14 protein-coding genes are annotated in these 18,560 nt (G+C 48.7%); 13 read left to right on the top strand and 1 reads right to left on the bottom strand.

Translation table 11 applies throughout. The features are described 5' to 3' along the window. The first annotated feature begins 47 nt into the window (after positions 1-47). The 13 genes from XMD579_RS06160 (at position 48) to XMD579_RS06100 (ending at position 15,535) form a co-directional block, all read left to right on the top strand. The gene (locus tag XMD579_RS06160) at positions 48-2,561 is read left to right on the top strand and encodes a DNA translocase FtsK (RefSeq protein WP_173506082.1); all 2,514 of its coding nucleotides are present in this window, start codon (positions 48-50) and stop codon (positions 2,559-2,561) included. 4 nt (positions 2,562-2,565) lie between these two features. Further along, positions 2,566-3,201, top strand: coding sequence for an outer membrane lipoprotein chaperone LolA (gene lolA, locus XMD579_RS06155; protein WP_173506081.1), 636 nt, complete (start codon positions 2,566-2,568; stop codon positions 3,199-3,201). After that, positions 3,198-4,550 (top strand): replication-associated recombination protein A, encoded by a 1,353-nt coding sequence (locus tag XMD579_RS06150; RefSeq protein ID WP_173506080.1) that lies wholly within the window; start codon positions 3,198-3,200, stop codon positions 4,548-4,550. Before lolA ends, XMD579_RS06150 begins: the two co-directional genes overlap by 4 nt. Beyond that, positions 4,550-4,921 (top strand): fluoride efflux transporter CrcB, encoded by a 372-nt coding sequence (gene crcB / locus XMD579_RS06145; RefSeq protein WP_173481033.1) that lies wholly within the window; start codon positions 4,550-4,552, stop codon positions 4,919-4,921. Before XMD579_RS06150 ends, crcB begins: the two co-directional genes overlap by 1 nt. A gap of 22 nt (positions 4,922-4,943) precedes the next feature. Continuing rightward, positions 4,944-6,224, top strand: a complete 1,281-nt coding sequence (gene serS / locus XMD579_RS06140; RefSeq protein WP_173481032.1) for a serine--tRNA ligase — start codon at positions 4,944-4,946, stop codon at positions 6,222-6,224. Positions 6,225-6,244: 20 nt separating this feature from the next. Further along, positions 6,245-7,462: an FAD-dependent monooxygenase gene (locus XMD579_RS06135; protein ID WP_173506079.1), complete on the top strand. Its 1,218-nt coding sequence runs from the start codon at positions 6,245-6,247 to the stop codon at positions 7,460-7,462. 217 nt (positions 7,463-7,679) lie between these two features. Continuing rightward, a complete protein-coding gene (locus XMD579_RS06130; protein ID WP_371815194.1) occupies positions 7,680-8,984 on the top strand; it encodes a Do family serine endopeptidase in 1,305 nt (434 codons plus the stop codon). A 91-nt stretch (positions 8,985-9,075) separates the two neighbouring features. Then, a complete protein-coding gene (locus XMD579_RS06125) occupies positions 9,076-9,618 on the top strand; it encodes a heme NO-binding domain-containing protein (protein ID WP_173506077.1) in 543 nt (180 codons plus the stop codon). Beyond that, positions 9,611-10,564, top strand: a complete 954-nt coding sequence (locus XMD579_RS06120) for a sensor histidine kinase (RefSeq protein WP_173506076.1) — start codon at positions 9,611-9,613, stop codon at positions 10,562-10,564. Before XMD579_RS06125 ends, XMD579_RS06120 begins: the two co-directional genes overlap by 8 nt. Before the next feature lie 313 nt (positions 10,565-10,877). Continuing rightward, the gene (gene nrdA / locus XMD579_RS06115) at positions 10,878-13,145 is read left to right on the top strand and encodes a class 1a ribonucleoside-diphosphate reductase subunit alpha (RefSeq protein WP_173481027.1); all 2,268 of its coding nucleotides are present in this window, start codon (positions 10,878-10,880) and stop codon (positions 13,143-13,145) included. 64 nt (positions 13,146-13,209) lie between these two features. Beyond that, positions 13,210-14,340, top strand: a complete 1,131-nt coding sequence (nrdB, locus tag XMD579_RS06110) for a class Ia ribonucleoside-diphosphate reductase subunit beta (protein WP_173506075.1) — start codon at positions 13,210-13,212, stop codon at positions 14,338-14,340. A gap of 15 nt (positions 14,341-14,355) precedes the next feature. After that, positions 14,356-14,634 (top strand): class I ribonucleotide reductase maintenance protein YfaE, encoded by a 279-nt coding sequence (gene yfaE, locus XMD579_RS06105; protein WP_173506074.1) that lies wholly within the window; start codon positions 14,356-14,358, stop codon positions 14,632-14,634. Between the two features lie 355 nt (positions 14,635-14,989). Beyond that, on the top strand, positions 14,990-15,535 hold the full coding sequence (locus XMD579_RS06100) for a DUF1415 domain-containing protein (RefSeq protein WP_173498000.1): 546 nt from the start codon (positions 14,990-14,992) through the stop codon (positions 15,533-15,535). Positions 15,536-15,831: 296 nt separating this feature from the next. Here the strand turns inward: XMD579_RS06100 and acnB are convergent, their stop codons facing one another. Continuing rightward, a complete protein-coding gene (gene acnB, locus XMD579_RS06095; RefSeq protein ID WP_173494466.1) occupies positions 15,832-18,429 on the bottom strand; it encodes a bifunctional aconitate hydratase 2/2-methylisocitrate dehydratase in 2,598 nt (865 codons plus the stop codon). Positions 18,430-18,560: the final 131 nt, after the last annotated feature.

Genomic DNA, 18,560 nt, shown 5'->3' with positions numbered 1-18,560 from the left:
ATGGTATTTTCCCACAGCATAAAGTTGATTGAATTAAGGGTATTTTTTTGAGTAGTAATCAATCGCTGTCAACATTGACGCTAACCACCCAGTTGAACCGTGTGGTTCGCGAAACCTTGCTGGTGTTACTGATCGGTTTAAACCTGCTGTTTATGCTGAGTTTGATCAGTTACGACACGCGTGATTCGGGTTGGTCACATCAAGGGTATCAATCAGAAATTAGCAACTGGGCCGGCTGGTTCGGTGCATGGATTGCAGACTACTCGGTCTCTTGGTTTGGGGTAGTTGCGTTTGTTATTCCCTTTATTTTGGTTGTCCCTGCCTACCGTTGGTTGCGTCGTCGCTACATTGGCACCCTAGATATGTTGCCCTTTGTGGTAATGCGAACCCTAGGTGCGCTGTTATTTGTTCTTTCGGCCTCTTGTCTAGCCTCAATTCACATTAGCAATGCGGATCTTGGGTTGCCTTTCTCCGCTGGTGGGATTTCCGGTCAAGCGCTGGGTGATTTTGCGGTTCGTTGGTTGAATGTAGCCGGTGCCACCGTCGTATTGTGGATTGCTCTGTTAATCGGCCTAACACTCTATGTTGACTCAAGCTGGCGTCAGGTATTGGATTCTATCGGTGGTGGGTTAGAGACGCTCTGGCAGAGTCTTTTTGCGAAGAGCGAAGAGGAGACTCAAAAAGCGACAGTCTCTGAGCGCCCTATGGAAGTTCGTGTTGCAAAAAGAGCAGCGATGCAACGGGTAGAGCCTGATTTTGAAGTTGAGCCGGGTAGCATGGAGTCACTTCCGGTGGTCGATTTCGGAGAGCCTTCGTTTGACTCTTCGCGTTCTAAACCGCTTGAGATCAAGACCATGGATGATCTGACTGTGGGTTCTGAGGCTAAGTCAGACGGTGCGGAGGATAAGCCTGCGTCGAAATCGGTTTTTGACGATGCTAACCGCGAGGATGCTGAGAAGCGAACACCGAAAATCGTGCCCCTCTCTGAGACTCATAAACCCTTAGATAGCGATGATGATGCTGAGCCGGTGAAACCCAAAGCCGCTGTGAAGCCTAAGGTGAAAATTCCGAGTCTTGATCTGCTCGATCCACCAGAGATACAGACCGATCAGGGCTATACGGAAGAGGAGCTGGAGCATCTCTCTCGTCTTCTTGAGCAGAAGTTGAATGACTTTGGTGTCGTCGCTGAAGTGGTTGAGGTCAATCCCGGGCCAGTGATCACTCGCTTTGAGATTCAACCAGCTCCTGGTGTTAAAGCCAGCAAAATTTCAAATCTGGCCAAAGATTTGGCACGTTCAATGGCCGTCAGTGCCGTGCGTGTCGTTGAAGTGATTCCCGGTAAGTCGGTGATGGGTATTGAGATACCTAATCACTCTCGTCAGATGGTGCGTCTCTCTGAGGTGCTTAACTCTAAACCCTATCTGGGTGCAGCCTCTAAATTGACGCTGGCGCTGGGTAATGACATCGCCGGCAATCCTGTTGTAGCCAACCTTGCCAAAATGCCTCACTTGCTCGTAGCAGGTACAACCGGTTCCGGTAAGTCGGTCGGCGTAAACGCTATGCTTCTGAGTCTGCTCTATAAGGCGACACCCGAAGAGCTGCGTTTAATGCTGGTCGATCCTAAGATGCTTGAACTCTCTATCTATGATGGCATTCCACATCTGTTAACACCGGTGATTACCGATATGAAAGAGGCGGCCGGTGGTCTACGTTGGTGTGTGGCAGAGATGGAAGATCGTTACCGTCTAATGGCGAAAGTGGGTGTGCGAAACATAGCCGGGTTCAATGATAAGGTTCGTGAAGCGGCCGCTGCCGGTCAGCCTTTGAGGGATCCGCTATGGAATCCGATGGAGCAGGGGCTTTCACCGACAGACCCTGCGCCGGAACTGCAGACACTCCCTTACATTGTGGTGGTGATCGATGAGTTCGCCGACATGATGATGATTGTCGGTAAAAAAGTGGAAGAGTTGATTGCACGTATTGCACAAAAAGCCCGTGCTGCTGGTATTCACTTGATTCTTGCAACCCAGCGTCCATCGGTTGATGTTATTACCGGCTTGATTAAAGCCAACGTCCCGACTCGCATAGGTTTTCAGGTCTCCTCTAAAATTGACTCTAGAACCATTCTCGATCAGTCGGGTGCTGAGAACCTGTTGGGTAACGGCGATATGCTCTACCTGCCTGCCGGTACCAGTGTGCCAAATCGTGTTCACGGTGCGTTTGTAAGTGATGATGAGGTACACCGTGTGGTTGAAGCTTGGAAGGCTCTGGGTGAACCTGATTTTATCGATGCTATCCTAAACGGTGAGGCAGAGGGTGGCGCTGCAGCTGGCGGTGGCGGTGGCCTATTTGATGATGAAGCCGACCCACTCTATGACGAGGCGGTCGCGTTTGTCTTAGAAACTCGTAAAGCGTCTATATCGTCCGTACAGCGCAAGCTAAAAATTGGTTACAACCGTGCAGCTAGAATGATCGAAACGATGGAGGCGGCCGGTGTTGTCTCGCCACCAGGATCGAACGGTCAGCGAGAGGTTATGGCACCGGCAGGTCCAAGGGATTAACGAGATGTTGAGATTCACTAAAACCGCACTGCTCCTTCTATTGTCGCTGCCGATGATGGCCTGGGCCGAAACGGCTGATCAGTTATCAGCACTGCTTCAGTCCCACGATAGGCTCTCTGCTGCGTTTCAGCAGTACACCCTAGGTGATGATAATTTAAAGTCTGAAAATGCTTCTGGCCGCTTGTGGATTGAAGGGGTTGATCGTTTTCGTTGGGAGACAGAGAGCCCCTTTCCACAAACCATCATCAGTGATGGCCAATGGTTGTGGGTCTATGATCCGGATTTAGAACAGGCGACTCAACGCCCATTGGGCGAGGGCGAAGTGATGACCCCGGCTCGCGTATTGGGTGGTGATGTTGAACAGTTGAATCGCTATTTTAATGTTCAGCAGATTGAGGCCGGCGCCGGAAACAGTCTGTTCGAGTTAACGCCAAAAGAGGAAGGGAGTGCGGAGTTCCAATCCCTGCGCCTACTCTTTAGTGGTGATCTACTTGCCGAACTGTTGATACAAGATGGGCTAGGTCAGCGTTCCCTCATTATGTTGAGTGAACAGAGTTTTCCGGCTGCTTTTGATCAGACGATGTTTCGTTTTGTGCCCCCCGCATCGGTTGATGTGATCCTGATGGATCAAAACGGATGAGCGATCTATTCGAAGACGCTCCAGTAACGGCTTATGAACCGTTAGCGTCTCGTATGCGCCCAAGGTCCCTAGAAGAGTATCGAGGGCAAGAGCACCTCTTTTCTGAAGGCAAGGCGTTGCGTCGCCAACTCGAACAGGGGTCAATCCACTCGCTGATTCTGTGGGGTCCACCTGGCGTTGGCAAAACGACACTAGCCAGACTGATAGCGCACTATGTAGACGCTGAGTTTATCTCTATCTCAGCTGTTATGGATGGCGTCAAAGAGGTCCGTGCAGCGGTTGAACGGGCCAAGATGTTGCGCCAACAGAGTGGTCGTCAGTCGATCCTCTTTGTTGATGAGGTTCATCGTTTCAATAAATCTCAGCAGGATGCTTTCCTCCCCTATGTTGAGGAGGGGACGCTGATCTTTATTGGCGCCACAACCGAAAATCCCTCGTTTGAATTGAATAATGCCTTGCTGTCGCGCGCCCGCGTCTATCCGTTAAAAGCGTTAACGGCAGAGACTTTAGAATCGTTACTAGAACAGACCCTCAATAGCCCTAGAGGGTTGGGGGATCGTGATCTGACCTTTGAGGAGGGTGCTTTAGCGGCACTGGCTCAGGCGGCTGATGGTGATGCGCGTCGAGCGTTAAACCTGCTTGAAATCGCTGCGGATCTCTCTGAAACAGTCGAAGGTAAAGAGTACGTTTCGGTCGCAGCACTTTCCGAAGTGCTTGCTGCAGGGGTGCGCCGCTATGATAAGGGCGGTGATCTCTTTTATGACCAGATTTCAGCCTTTCACAAGTCGGTGAGGGGCTCCAGTTCAGATGGTGCGCTCTACTGGTACTGTCGTATGTTGGATGCGGGTTGCGATCCTCTCTACATTGCGCGCCGCTTAGTCGCCATCGCCTCAGAGGATATCGGTAATGCAGATCCCAGGGCGATGCAGGTGGTGTTGAGTGCTTGGGATGCCTTTGAGCGTGTCGGCCCTGCCGAGGGTGAGCGAGCCATTGCTCAGGCCGCTATTTACTGTGCGTTGGCGCCAAAGAGTAATGCTGTCTATCAGGCGTTTAATCAGTGCTTGGCTGATGTGGCTAAAGATCCAAGTTACGAGGTTCCAGAGCACTTGCGTAACGCGCCGACCCGATTAATGAAAGAGCAGGGATTTGGTGAAGGGTATCGCTACGCTCACAATGAACCCAACGCCTATGCAGCTGGTGAATCCTACCTGCCACAGGAGATAGCAGATCGCTCCTACTATCATCCTGAAGAGCGTGGTTTAGAGATTAAACTGAGTGAGAAGATGCGCCGCTTACAAGCGGCTGATCAAGCCAGTCCGACTAAGCGTTACCCTAAGGAGAGTAGTTGATGGTCCATCTATTAAGTGTTGCTTTAGGGGGTGCTCTGGGGGCGATGGCTCGTTATTGGTTGAGTGGTTGGCTCAACAGTGCTGATCAAAAGTTACCGGTAGGTACCCTAACGGCTAACGTTGTTGGTTCGTTGTTAATGGGGGTGCTGTTTGTTTTGGTGATGGAGCGAGCTAAGTTGCCACCTGAGATGCGCCCGCTGTTAATGACCGGTTTTTTGGGGGCTTTCACCACTTTTTCTACATTTTCGCTGGAAACTGTTACCTTGATTAACGAAGGTCATGTAACGGCAGCCATCTTTTATGTACTATTGTCCGTCGTATTATCAGTCGCAGCACTTTCTGCTGCCATTTGGTTTACTCGACTGCTATAAATTTTGTAAGGATATTTGATCGATGTTAGATCCACGCCAGGTTCGTGAGAACGCAGAGGCTATTGCTGAACAGCTTAAAAAGAAAGGTTACGAGTTCCCTTTAGCGGCATTTAATGCCCTAGAGCAGGAGCGTAAACAGATTCAAGTTGAGACAGAGAACCTTCAGCAGGAGCGTAACACCCGTTCCAAGTCGATCGGCCAAGCAAAAGCACAGGGGCAAGATATCGCACCACTGTTGGCTGAAGTCGGCGAGCTAGGCGCTAAGCTTGATCAATCCAAAGAGAAACTAAACGAAGTACAAGCTAAGTTGGATGATATCCTGCTGAGCACACCGAACCTGCCCGATGACTCTGTACCGGCGGGTGAGAGCGAAGATGATAACGTTGAAGTGCGTGTATGGGGTGAGCCTGGTTCATTCGATTTTGATGTTCAAGATCATGTCTCTCTAGGTGAGGGCTTAGGCGGTCTGGATTTTGAAGTAGCTGCTAAGTTAACGGGCTCTCGTTTTGCGGTGATCAAAGGGCCTCTAGCACGTCTGCACCGAGCGCTGGCGCAGTTTATGCTGGACACTCATATTGAGAAGAACGGATACACCGAGATCAATGTTCCTTTCATGGTCAACAGTGAGTCTCTGCAAGGTACCGGTCAACTGCCTAAGTTTGAGGAAGATCTATTTAAAGTGCCGTTCGGTGAACGTCACTACTACCTGATTCCAACCGCCGAAGTGCCGGTGACTAACCTAGTTCGTGATGAGATTGTCGACGCTGAAACACTGCCGATGGCTTACGCCTGTCACAGTCCATGTTTCCGTTCTGAAGCGGGTTCAGCAGGTCGTGATACACGCGGTATGATTCGCCAACACCAGTTCGAAAAAGTTGAAATGGTTCAAATGGTTAAGCCAGATACTTCGTGGAACGCATTAGAAGAAATGTGTGGGCATGCCGAGGGTATTCTGCAAGCACTGAACCTGCCATATCGTGTGGTAAATCTGTGTGGCGGTGATCTAGGTTTCTCTGCCGCTAAGACCTATGACATCGAGGTTTGGTTACCGGGTCAGGCTAAGTATCGTGAGATCTCATCTGTCTCAAATATGACCGACTACCAAGCGCGTCGTATGCAAGCTCGTTGGAGAAATCCTGAGACAGGTAAACCAGAACTGCTTCACACACTCAACGGTTCGGGTTTGGCTGTCGGTCGTACACTGGTCGCTGTGCTTGAGAACTACCAACAAGCCGATGGCTCCGTAGTTGTTCCTGAAGTACTGAAACCTTACATGGGTGGTACTGAGGTGCTCAGCGCCTAATCGAATCGGGTAGGTTAGAGATGGAAGGTAGATTTGATCTAGTCATCGTTGGCGGCGGCATGGTCGGTGCTGCGGTGGCTCTGTCTCTAGCCGATACCCAACTTAATATCGCTCTACTAGAGCGCTCTCTGCCTGAGGCCTTCAGCGCTGATCAACCTATGGACTTGCGCGTCTCTGCTTTAAGTCCTGCCTCTATCGATCTGTTGGATCAATTAGGTGCTTGGCAGCCCATTCTCTCTTGGCGAGCTTGTCCCTATCAACGCATGCGTGTCTGGGAGATGGACGAAGATGCGCCAGGTCTAGCAGGTCAAGCAGCACGTAACTTAGCAACAGAGTTCTCTGCCCAAGAGATCTCGATGCCCGAGCTGGGCTACATAGTTGAGAACCGTCTGGTTCAACGGGCGTTATTAGATCAATTGAGTGGCCAGAGTAATATCAGTTTAATCACTGACGGAGTTGAGCGGATCGACTACTCGGCGGCATCGACCATCATTGAACTCGATTCGGGTAAGTCGTTAATGACTCCTCTGGTGATAGCCGCTGATGGTGGACAGTCAATGGTGCGTGATGCTGCTGCATTAGGTGCGCATCAGTGGGACTACGAGCAGATGGCCATGGTCATTAACGTTGAGACGCTATTGCCTCAACAAGATATCACTTGGCAGCAGTTCCACCCGTCAGGCCCAAGAGCGCTACTGCCTCTGCCAGGATCAAATGCATCCTTGGTTTGGTACGACGCGCCTGAGCGGGTACAGCAGTTGATGTCGATGGAGTTTGATCAACTTAAAACGACCATCGAAGCCAATTTTCCTGATCGATTGGGTGGCATCAAATCGATTCAAGCAAGAGCTAGCTTCCCGCTGCGCCGTCTGCATGCCCAGCGTTATGTAGAAGAGGGCGTCGCTCTATTGGGTGATGCTGCACATCAGATCAATCCATTAGCTGGTCAGGGGGTTAATTTAGGTTTTCAGGATGTCGTTGCTTTTTCAGAGGTAATTCATGATGCGCTGTCTCGAAATGAGTCGATCAGCTCAGTTGATGTACTTAAACGCTACGAACAGAAACGCCGCAAAGCTAATCTATTGATGATGCAATCGATGGATCTCTTCTATCGCCTGTTCAGTAATCAGAAAAAGCCCCTCAAATTGGTACGCAATCTGATGCTAGGTATTGCAGGTGCTGCCAAACCAGCGCGTGTGAAAGCTTTACGAATCGCTTCTGGTATCGACCGGTTTTAAACGGTTGGAGCCTTATCGAAGATGAGGCGATTTTTCTTCCGATCGCGGCCTTTTCAAGACCGCTCCAACAGTGAGCTAAAACGGGGTCTGACCCCTTTAATCCGTCACCTTCAGCTTGAATTAACAACGATCTGCTCCTATTAATTAACTATATCGATTAAAGGTGTCTGTTATGCGGATTGCGGTTATTTGGTTTTTTTCTCTATTGATAAGCTCAGTGAGTCAGGCTGGCCTGCCGGTCAGTGACTCGCAGGGGCAATCTTTGCCCTCTATTGCCCCTATGTTGGAGAGGGTGAATCCAGCAGTCGTCAACATCTCGACCTTCTCGACCCGACAAATCATCAACCCACTGTTGAACGATCCCTTTTTTCAACGCTTTTTCAACATTCCCAGAGATGCCTTTCCGCAACAGCGCCGCAGTCAGAGCAGTGCCGGTTCTGGTGTGATTGTCGATGCCGAGCAGGGTACGATCATTACCAACTATCACGTCATTAAAGGGGCTGACGAGGTACAGATTGGTCTTACCGATGGGCGCAGTTTTAAAGCCCGTTTGATTGGGGCCGACCCTGAAGTGGACATTGCGGTATTGGATATCGATGCCACGGGATTGAGTGAATTATCGATCCGCGACTCCTCGTCACTCAGAGTCGGTGATTTTGTTGTGGCGATCGGTAACCCCTTTGGGCTTGGGCAGACCATCACAACGGGTGTTGTCAGTGCGTTAGGGCGTTCAGGTTTGGGTATTGAGGGTTATGAAAACTTCATTCAGACCGACGCCTCTATCAACCCCGGCAACTCCGGTGGTGCTCTAGTCGATTTGAGTGGAGACCTGGTGGGTGTTAATACTGCCATTATTGCGCCAAGCGGAGGAAATGTCGGAATAGGCTTTGCAATCCCCAGTAATATGGCACGACGTGTTGCTGATCAATTGATTGAAGAGGGTCGCGTGACACGTGGCTGGGCAGGGCTTTCGGTGCAACCGCTAACCGCTGATTTACGTCAGGCGTTTGGGCTTGATAATCAGCAAAACGGTGTGATCGTTTCAGAGGTGATTATGGGCTCTCCTGCTGATCGTGCCGGTCTTCAAGTCGGCGACATCATTACCGCACTGGATGGTAGAGCGCTGATCTCAGCGGCTACCATTCTTAACGCCGTAGCATTTGCAGCCGAAGGGGATCAACTAAAGCTGGAGCTACTGCGCAATGCTGAGCCGCGATCCGCCAAGCTGATCGTCGCCTATCAACAACCTAAATCTGATCCAGAACAGGGGGCTCTTCATCCGTTACTGTCCGGTGCCGTCTTTGAGCCAGTGATCAGTGGCAGAGGGGTTCAGGTCAAAGGTGTTGAAGAGGGAAGTCGGGCCGCTCGGGCAGGGTTGGTCGCTGGTGATCTTGTTGTCTCTATCAATCGACGTTCGGTTCGAACCCTAGAGGATCTCCAGCGTGAACTCTCTGGCAGTGCCAATCAGTTATTGATTCAACTTCAGCGTGGCCGCTCAATGTTTTATCTGGTCTTAAGATAAATCTGAGATTACCTAGCAACTTTTCAAAACTGTTCTACACTGAACACATTAATTACCTAATTGTCATATAGGGCTTAAAGAGAAATCATTAATGAAAGGTGTAGTGTTTAATATCCTTGAGGATATGGTAGTGGAAAAGGGCGGTGTTGTTCTCTGGCAACAGCTTCTTAATAGGGCCGGCGTTGAGGGTAGCTATATTTCAGTGGATACCTATGAAGATGCCGAACTCTTTAAGATTGTTCATGAAGTCCAACAGGCGCTCGATATTCCCCTAAAGGATGTGATTCGCAGTTTTGGTGATTTCATGTTTGCTAAGCTGGCGGAACGTTACCCTATGTTTGTTGAAGCTGAGGGCGATCTTTTTGGTTTCTTGAAAAGTATCGAGCCTGTGATTCACTTAGAGGTACAAAAACTCTACACAGAGGCTAACCTTCCGACAATTGATTGCGCCAATGGTGACAACAATCGACTGGTAATGAACTATCGTTCGCCGCGAAAACTCTGTATTTTGGCAGAGGGGTTAATCCAGGGGGCGGCCACTTACTATCAAACCCCTATCAATATTGAGCACGATATCTGTATGCACAGAGAGTCTGACCACTGCGAACTCAGCATAAGTAAAGTGAATGTCTGAAGAGTTAGAGCTGTACAAACAAGCGTATGAACGAGAACGTAAAGCGCGTCTTGCAGCAGAAGATGTGCTGGAGACTCGTTCGCGTGAACTGTTTCTAAAAAACCAGGAGCTCGAAGCCTCTTTGGTTCAGTTAAAAGCGCAGCAAGATGCACTGATTCGATCTGAAAAGTTGGCTACGCTTGGTACGCTTGTCTCTGGCGTGGCACACGAGATTAACAACCCGCTGTCGTTTGTTCACTCTAATGTAGACACCTTGGGTCAGCACAGTGACGCCATCGCTAAACTCTATCCTCTATTGATCGAATCTCTAGCGGTAGATGAATCTGAACGACCTGCGTTTGCTGAGCGTGTGTTCAAGTTCCTTGAAGAGGAAGATCTTGAATATTTCACCGATGAATTAGATGAGTTGGTTTCTGATACCAATGACGGTGTCCAGAGGGTGAAGGAGATCGTTCGCAACTTAAGAAGCTTTGCTCGAATGGATGCTCAGGTTAGAACAGAAGCCGATCTTAATGAGGGAATTCGAAGTACCCTTAAATTGATTAACAACCAGATCAGTGCCAACACGCGGGTCAACCTCTCTCTTGAAGAGATTCCTCCAGTGCTCTGTAACCCCGGTGAGATCAATCAGGTCCTTTTAAATATTCTTGTTAATGCAGCACAAGCGCTTGAGGGTCAGCGTGAACCAACCTTAGAGATCACGTCCAAAGAGAACCAAGGCTGGGTTGAGATATCGATAGCCGATAACGGTAAAGGGATGACCAAAGAGATACAGCAACGTATTTTTGAACCCTTCTACACAACAAAGGATATTGGTAAAGGTACGGGGCTGGGTCTATCCATCTCCTATGGCATTATTAGCCATCATCACGGTGAGCTTTTGGTTGATTCCGCACCAAATAAGGGCACAACTTTCACGCTAAGAGTGCCAATTCAAACCCGCTAATCACCGCTTATATAACAACCCATTTCTTTACATAAAAATGTCATATAAATGTGACGAAATTATCTATTTTCTTCTAGCCCGCACCACAGCTGAATCTTCGCCCCTTGCCCAATAAGTCAAGAAATTTTTGACGCATATTTGCTATTGCAAAGTTCGTCTAGATCACTATATTTAGTGTCTGTTGTTTGTCGAATAACTATATATAGTGATTTATGTTGGATAGACAACCACAAGATATAGTGTTGTGTGAAGTAGCGATCAGCACCCTCAGGCAGCACGAATAATAACACCGACTAAGAAGTGGAATGTCGTTATGCAACAGGGTTTAAAGGTCACAAAACGCGATGGTAGCCAAGAGTCACTGGATCTAGAGAAGATCCACAAAGTTGTGACTTGGGCTGCAACCGGTCTAAAGACTGTGTCTGTCTCTCAAGTAGAGCTGAGTGCCAACATGCAATTCTTTGAGGGTATCTCAACATCAGACATCCATGAGACCCTAATCAAAGCGGCTGCCGATCTTATTTCAGAAGAGGCACCTGATTACCAATACCTTGCTGCGCGCCTTGCGATCTTCCACTTACGCAAGAAAGCTTTCGGTGAATTTGAACCACCCCACCTATTTGCCCATGTCCAAGCCATGGTGAATGACGGTCGTTACGATAAGCACCTTTTAGAAGACTACACTGAAGCGGAATTCAATGAGCTGAATGACTACCTTGCTCATGATCGCGACATGAACTTCAGCTACGCGGCAGTTAAGCAGCTAGAGGGTAAATACCTTCTACAAAACCGTGTTACGGGTAAGATTTACGAGAGCCCACAGCAGCTCTACATGTTGGTAGCCGCTTGTCTCTTCTCTAAATACCCACAAGAGACGCGTTTGGGCTATGTAAAACGTTTCTACGATGCCTGTTCTCTGTTTAAACTGTCGCTACCGACGCCGATTATGGCGGGCGTTCGTACACCGACCCGTCAGTTCAGCTCTTGTGTATTGATTGAAACGGGTGACAGTCTGGATTCAATCAACGCGACAGCCTCTTCGATCGTTAAATACGTATCACAGCGTGCGGGTATCGGTATCAATGCCGGTAGCATCCGTGCCCTAGGTAGCCCAATCCGTCAGGGTGAAGCTTTCCACACTGGATGTATTCCTTTCTACAAACACTTCCAAACAGCGGTTAAGAGCTGTTCTCAAGGCGGTGTGCGTGGAGGTGCAGCGACTCTGTTCTACCCAATCTGGCACTTGGAAGTGGAGTCACTGTTGGTTCTTAAGAACAACCGTGGTGTCGAAGAGAATCGTGTCCGTCACCTAGATTACGGTGTCCAGATCAACCGAATGATGTACCAGCGTTTGATCAAAGGCGGCAATATCACCTTGTTCAGCCCACACGAAGTACCTGGTTTGTACGATGCGTTCTTTGCTGACCAAGATGAGTTTGAGCGTCTCTACGAGCAGTACGAACAGGATCCAAATATCCGCAAACAGACGATCAAAGCGGTTGAGTTGTTTGGTATTCTTGCATCCGAGCGTGCATCGACTGGCCGTATCTACATTCAGAACGTGGACCACTGTAATACGCACAGTCCGTTCGATCCTACTGTGGCTCCGGTTAAGCAGTCCAACCTCTGCCTTGAGATTGCGCTGCCAACTAAGCCTTTGAAAGAGGTGAATGATCCGGACGGTGAAATTGCTCTCTGTACACTGTCAGCGTTCAACCTTGGCGCACTAGAGAACTTAGATGAGCTAGAAGAGCTATCAGAGTTGATTGTTCGTGCACTAGACAGTCTGTTGGACTACCAGGATTACCCTGTTCCAGCTGCATACACTGCAACCATGGGTCGTCGTACTCTGGGTGTCGGTGTCACCAACATGGCTTACTACCTAGCGAAGAACTCTGTTCGTTACTCCGATGGCAGTGCTAATGGCCTAGTACACCGTACCTTTGAAGCGATTCAGTACTTCCTGTTGAAGGCATCAAACAACTTGGCAAAAGAGCTGGGTGCCTGTCCGAAATTCAACGAGACCACCTACGCTCAGGGTATTCTGCCAATCGACACCTACAAGCGTGAAGTTGATACCTTCTGCGAAGAGCCATTGAACTACTTCTGGGAGACACTTCGCGAAGATATCCGTGAATTTGGTCTGCGTAACAGCACCCTTACGGCGTTGATGCCCTGTGAGACCTCTTCGCAGATAACTAACTCAACCAACGGCATTGAACCACCACGTGGTTATGTTTCGGTTAAGTCGAGTAAAGATGGTGTGATGAAACAGATCGTACCTGAGTACTTAGAGCTGAAAGATAACTACGAACTCTTGTGGTCAATCCCAGACAACGAAGGCTACCTACAGTTGGTCGGCATCATGCAGAAATTCGTAGACCAATCAATCTCTGCAAACACCAACTATGACCCGGCTAAGTTCCCTGGTGAGAAGGTACCAATGAAGCAGTTGTTGAAAGATCTTCTAACTGCCTACAAGTACGGTGTTAAGACACTTTACTACCACAACACTCGTGACGGTGCTAAAGATCAGCACGATGACATGGGTGGCTGTGAAGGCGGCGCTTGTAAACTTTAAATCTGTAGTTCGCCGCCCAGTACTTCGGGCGGCCGTTTAAACTTTTACGAAGAGGTTAGGGCAGATGTCTTACTCTACATTCAGTACCAGTAATCACGATGCAACTCGCGAACCGATGTTTCTAGGTCGCAGTGTTAACGTTGCGCGTTACGACAAACAGAAATATCCAATCTTTGAAAAGCTGATCGAGAAGCAGCTCTCTTTCTTTTGGCGCCCAGAAGAGGTTGATCTAAGTACTGACCGTAAAGACTTCATGGCATTGCCAGAGCATGAACAGCACATCTTCTTGAGCAATCTTAAATACCAAACCCTACTCGATTCAGTGCAGGGTCGGTCGCCAAACGTCGCGTTTTTGCCGATCGTCTCTATCCCTGAGCTTGAGACCTGGTTTGAAACTTGGGCGTTCAGTGAGACCATTCACAGCCGTTCGTACACGCACATCATTCGCAACATTGTGACTGAACCGTCTAAAGTGTTTGATACTATCGTCACGAACCCAGAGATCGTTGAACGTGCTGAAGCGGTGACGCGTCTTTACGATGAGTTGATTGAGTTAGTGAATGTCTTCACGATTCATGGCGAAGGTAAGCACACAATCGACGGTAAATTGGTCGATGCAACACTCTACAATATCAAAACGAAACTCTACCTAACGCTAGTATCTGTTAACGTTTTGGAAGCGATCCGATTCTACGTCAGCTTCGCCTGCTCATTTGCTTTCGCAGAGCGTGCAGTGATGGAGGGTAATGCGAAGATTATCCGTCTGATTGCACGTGATGAAGCGCTGCACCTCACTGGCACACAGCATATGATCAATATCATGGCCTCCGGTGCTGATGACCCTGATTTCAAACAGATCGCTATTGAGCAGAAAGAGGAAGTGATCAAGCTCTTCCGTGATGCGGCAGAACAAGAGAAATCTTGGGCAGAGTACCTCTTCAGTCAGGGTTCAATGATCGGTCTAAACGCCCGAATTCTGGGCGATTACGTTGAGTACATTACCAACGTCCGTATGAAAGCTTTGGGTCTAGAAGAGATCTTCGAGAACCGTGCTAACCCATTGCCTTGGATGAACTCATGGTTGGTCAGCGATAACGTCCAAGTGGCTCCTCAAGAGTCGGAAATCAGCTCCTACCTGGTCGGTCAAATCGACAACGAAGTAGGGGATGAGGATTTCGAAGGCTTTGACCTTTAATTTGAGGGTTTGACGATGTCGGGTATCCCACGCATCAAAGTCAGCAACCATCACACCTTCTACTACCAGTATGAGTTTTCACTGCTTGATGCATTGGAAGCTCAACAAATACCTGCACCTTACAACTGCCGCGGTGGATACTGTGGATGTTGTAAGGTGCGTCTATTAGATGGCGAAGTTGAACCTGTTCAGGATGCACTGGTGGACTGTGCAGAGGGGGAGGTTTTAACCTGCTGTTGTCGACCCAAAGGGCATATAGAGATCGAAATTCCAGACGCCGAACAGTCCCTCTAAATTCGCACCAAATTGAGTCAAAAATAATTTTTGTTCACAGTGCAAGTTTTTTATAAGAAAAAAGTACATAAATATTTAAAAAAAATTATAAAATCCTGTTGAATAATATAACTTATTGAATTTAAAGGATTTATTTTTACCGGTTCAAAATTGAACCAATTTGCTGAACGCCCCAGTTCATCGGTAATAGCGCACTTCTTCCAAACTTTATTCACCAAGTTATCCACAGATTCTGTGAGTAATAAAAACGGTGAAAAAAACACTTTTTGGTCTTGACAGGGAGAGATCAAAATACTGTCTTACTTCGCCCTTGGGTATAATTAACTAACCACTAATTTTCGACGAGTATTGGTAAATGACTGATTTTGAAAATGAAGTAATCAAATCGACCCAGCATTGGGTGGATAAAATAGTCGTCGGGCTTAATCTCTGCCCCTTTGCCAAGAAAAGTATCGATCAAAATCAGTTACGCTATCTTGTCTACACCGGTGACGACATTGAGTCGATTACTCAGCTGTTGGTCGAAGAGCTAGAGCGACTAGTGAACGATAAGAGTATCGAAACGACCCTATTGATCCACCCCAACTTTACGAAAGACTTTGATGCCTACTTAGATTATCTGGCCGGTGTCGATGAACTGATCGACGCACTGGGTTATTCGGGCGTTTTCCAAGTGGCTGGCTTCCACCCAGATTATCAGTTTGACGGTGTCGCAGAGATCGACCCTGCAAACCATACCAATCGATCCCCTTATCCCATGATGCATCTGCTTCGCGAAGCGAGCGTCGCCTGGGCCGTCGAGACACACCCTGACATTGATTCGGTGCCGGAACGTAATGTGGAGCTGTTGCGGGAGATGGGAGAGAAGGGGATTCAAGAGTTGATCTCTGGAAAACGCTGATAGGGCGGATGTCAGGCTGAAGCCAGACACCGGAGAATTAACCAAGCTACGGAGTGACGGTGACTGGCTTTCAGCCTCTCATCCGCTATCTTAATTTCGCGGTTTGTCGCTGTGCGCCAATTCGCTCCTACAATTTCGCGGTTTGTCGCTGCGCGCCAATTCGCTCCTACAATTTAATGCTCCGTTTGTAGGAGCGAATTACCACGAAGTGGTAAACCGCGAAACAACCGCAGAGCGGTTCGTTTTTAAACAAAAAACCCGGCAAAAGCCGGGTTTTTTAAGCGTTAATCAACCGATTACGCTTGAACCGTTGGAATCACAGAAGAGGCTTTCTCTACGTAGTTTTCCATCTGATCGAAGTTTAGGTAACGGTAGATGTCACCTGCCATGCTGTCGATCTTCTGAGCGTAGCTCATGTACTCTTCAACCGTTGGCAGCTTGCCCTCTAGAGCAGCAACTGACGCTAGTTCAGCAGAGGCTAGGAAGACATCGGCGCCATCACCTAGACGGTTAGGGAAGTTACGAGTCGAAGTAGAGACTACAGTCGATTTCGCAGCAACACGTGCTTGGTTACCCATACAGAGTGAACATCCAGGCATCTCCATGCGAGCACCGGCTTTACCGAAGATGTTGTAGTAACCTTCGTCACTTAGCTGAGCCGCATCCATCTTCGTTGGTGGTGCGATCCACATACGCGTTGGGATAGAGGCACCTGATGCTTCAAGCAGTTTACCTGCAGCACGGAAGTGACCGATGTTAGTCATACAAGAACCGATGAATACTTCATCGATCTTCTCGCCCTGTACTGTTGAAAGTAGGCGAGCATCGTCTGGATCGTTTGGAGCACAAAGGATTGGCTCTTTGATGTCCGCTAGATCGATTTCGATGACACAAGCGTATTCTGCGTCAGAATCAGCACGCATTAGGCTTGGGTTAGCTAGCCACTCTTCCATGCCTTTGATACGACGTTCGATAGTACGCGCATCACCGTAGCCTTCAGCGATCATCCACTTAAGCATGACGATGTTTGACTTCAAGTATTCTGCGACTGAATCTTCACCTAGAGTGATAGTACAGCCTGCTGCAGAACGCTCTGCAGATGCGTCAGATAGTTCGAATGCCTGTTCAACTGTTAGCTCTTCAAGACCTTCGATCTCAAGAACGCGACCAGAGAAGATGTTCTTCTTACCCGCTTTAGCAACCGTTAGGTGACCCTCTTTGATTGCGTAGTAAGGGATCGCGTGTACAAGGTCACGTAGCGTGATGCCAGGGTTACGTTTGCCTTTGAAACGAACCAATACTGACTCAGGCATATCCAGAGGCATAACGCCTGTAGCCGCAGCGAATGCAACTAGACCAGAACCTGCAGGGAAAGAGATACCGAGTGGGAAACGAGTGTGCGAGTCGCCACCAGTACCCACAGTGTCAGGAAGAAGCATGCGGTTCAACCAAGAGTGGATAACACCGTCACCTGGGCGAAGCGATACACCGCCACGGTTCATGATGAAGTCAGGAAGCGTGTGGTGAGTGTTAACGTCTACTGGTTTAGGGTAAGCCGCTGTGTGACAGAATGACTGCATAGTAAGATCAGCAGAGAAACCAAGACAGGCAAGATCCTTAAGCTCGTCACGCGTCATTGGACCAGTGGTATCCTGTGAACCAACCGTTGTCATCTTAGGCTCGCAGTACATGCCTGGACGAACACCGTCCATGCCGCATGCTTTACCAACCATCTTCTGAGCTAGAGTGTAACCTTTGCCAGAGTCAGCAGGCTGTTGTGGCTTACGGAACAGATCCGTTTGACCTAGACCTAGTGCTTCACGTGCCTTATCCGTTAGACCACGACCGATGATCAGTGGGATACGGCCGCCTGCACGTACTTCGTCTAGAAGAACCTGAGTTTTTAGACCGAATTCACAGATCACTTCATCAGTGCCGTGCTTACATACTTTACCTTCGTATGGGTAAACGTCGATCACGTCGCCCATGTTTAGGTCGTCAACTGGCATCTCGATCGGTAGTGCGCCAGCATCTTCCATTGTGTTATAGAAGATAGGAGCGATTTTGCCGCCGAAACAGTAGCCGCCAGCACGTTTGTTAGGCACGTTCGGGATATCATCACCGAAGAACCATAGAACTGAGTTAGTTGCAGACTTACGAGAAGAGCCAGTACCAACAACGTCACCCACGTAAGCAACTGGGAAGCCTTTTGCTTTAACTTCTTCGATCTGAGCTAGAGGACCTTTAACACCAGGGACTTCTGGGTTAATGCCTTCACGTTCCATCTTAAGCATCGCGTTAGCGTGCAGTGGAATGTCAGGGCGTGACCATGCATCTGGAGCAGGGGATAGGTCGTCAGTGTTTGTTTCGCCAGGTACTTTGAATACAGTCACTGTGATTTTTTCAGCAACTTCAGGCTTGCTAGTGAACCACTCAGCGTTAGCCCAAGACTCCATCACCTGTTTAGCTGATGCGTTACCGGCATCCATCTTCTCTTTAACGTCGTGGAACGCATCGAACATAAGAAGTGTGTGTGATAGGCCTTTAACAGCAGCAGGTGCTAGTTCAGCGTCATCTAGGCTCTTGATCATTGGCTCGATGTTGTAACCACCTAGCATTGTGCCAAGAAGTTCAACCGCAGCAACTTTGCTGATTAGAGGAGATGAAGCTTCACCGTTAGCGATCGCCGCCAAGAAACCTGCTTTCACATAAGCAGCTTGGTCAACACCGGCAGGAACACGGTTAGTTAAAAGGTCTAGAAGAAACTCTTCTTCGCCTGCTGGTGGGTTTTTAAGTAGCTCAACCAGTGCGCTGGTTTGATCAGCGTCTAGTGGCTTTGGCGGTACGCCTTCTGCGGCACGTTCTTCAACGTGTTTACGGTAAGCTTCAAGCACGATATGGCCCTCATTAATGGCTACACCTAACACCCTTGTGAGGCGAAAGGAGGATATCTTCCCGATATCAATGGTTATTAAAAAAACGCCGTTATTCTACAGGAGTCGCCATTCTCTGTTAATCACCCAAA

Source organism: Marinobacterium sp. xm-d-579, from assembly GCF_013282935.1.
In the GTDB taxonomy this organism is placed as follows: domain Bacteria; phylum Pseudomonadota; class Gammaproteobacteria; order Pseudomonadales; family Balneatricaceae; genus Marinobacterium_E.
This window is presented reverse-complemented; position numbering and strand designations above follow the sequence as displayed.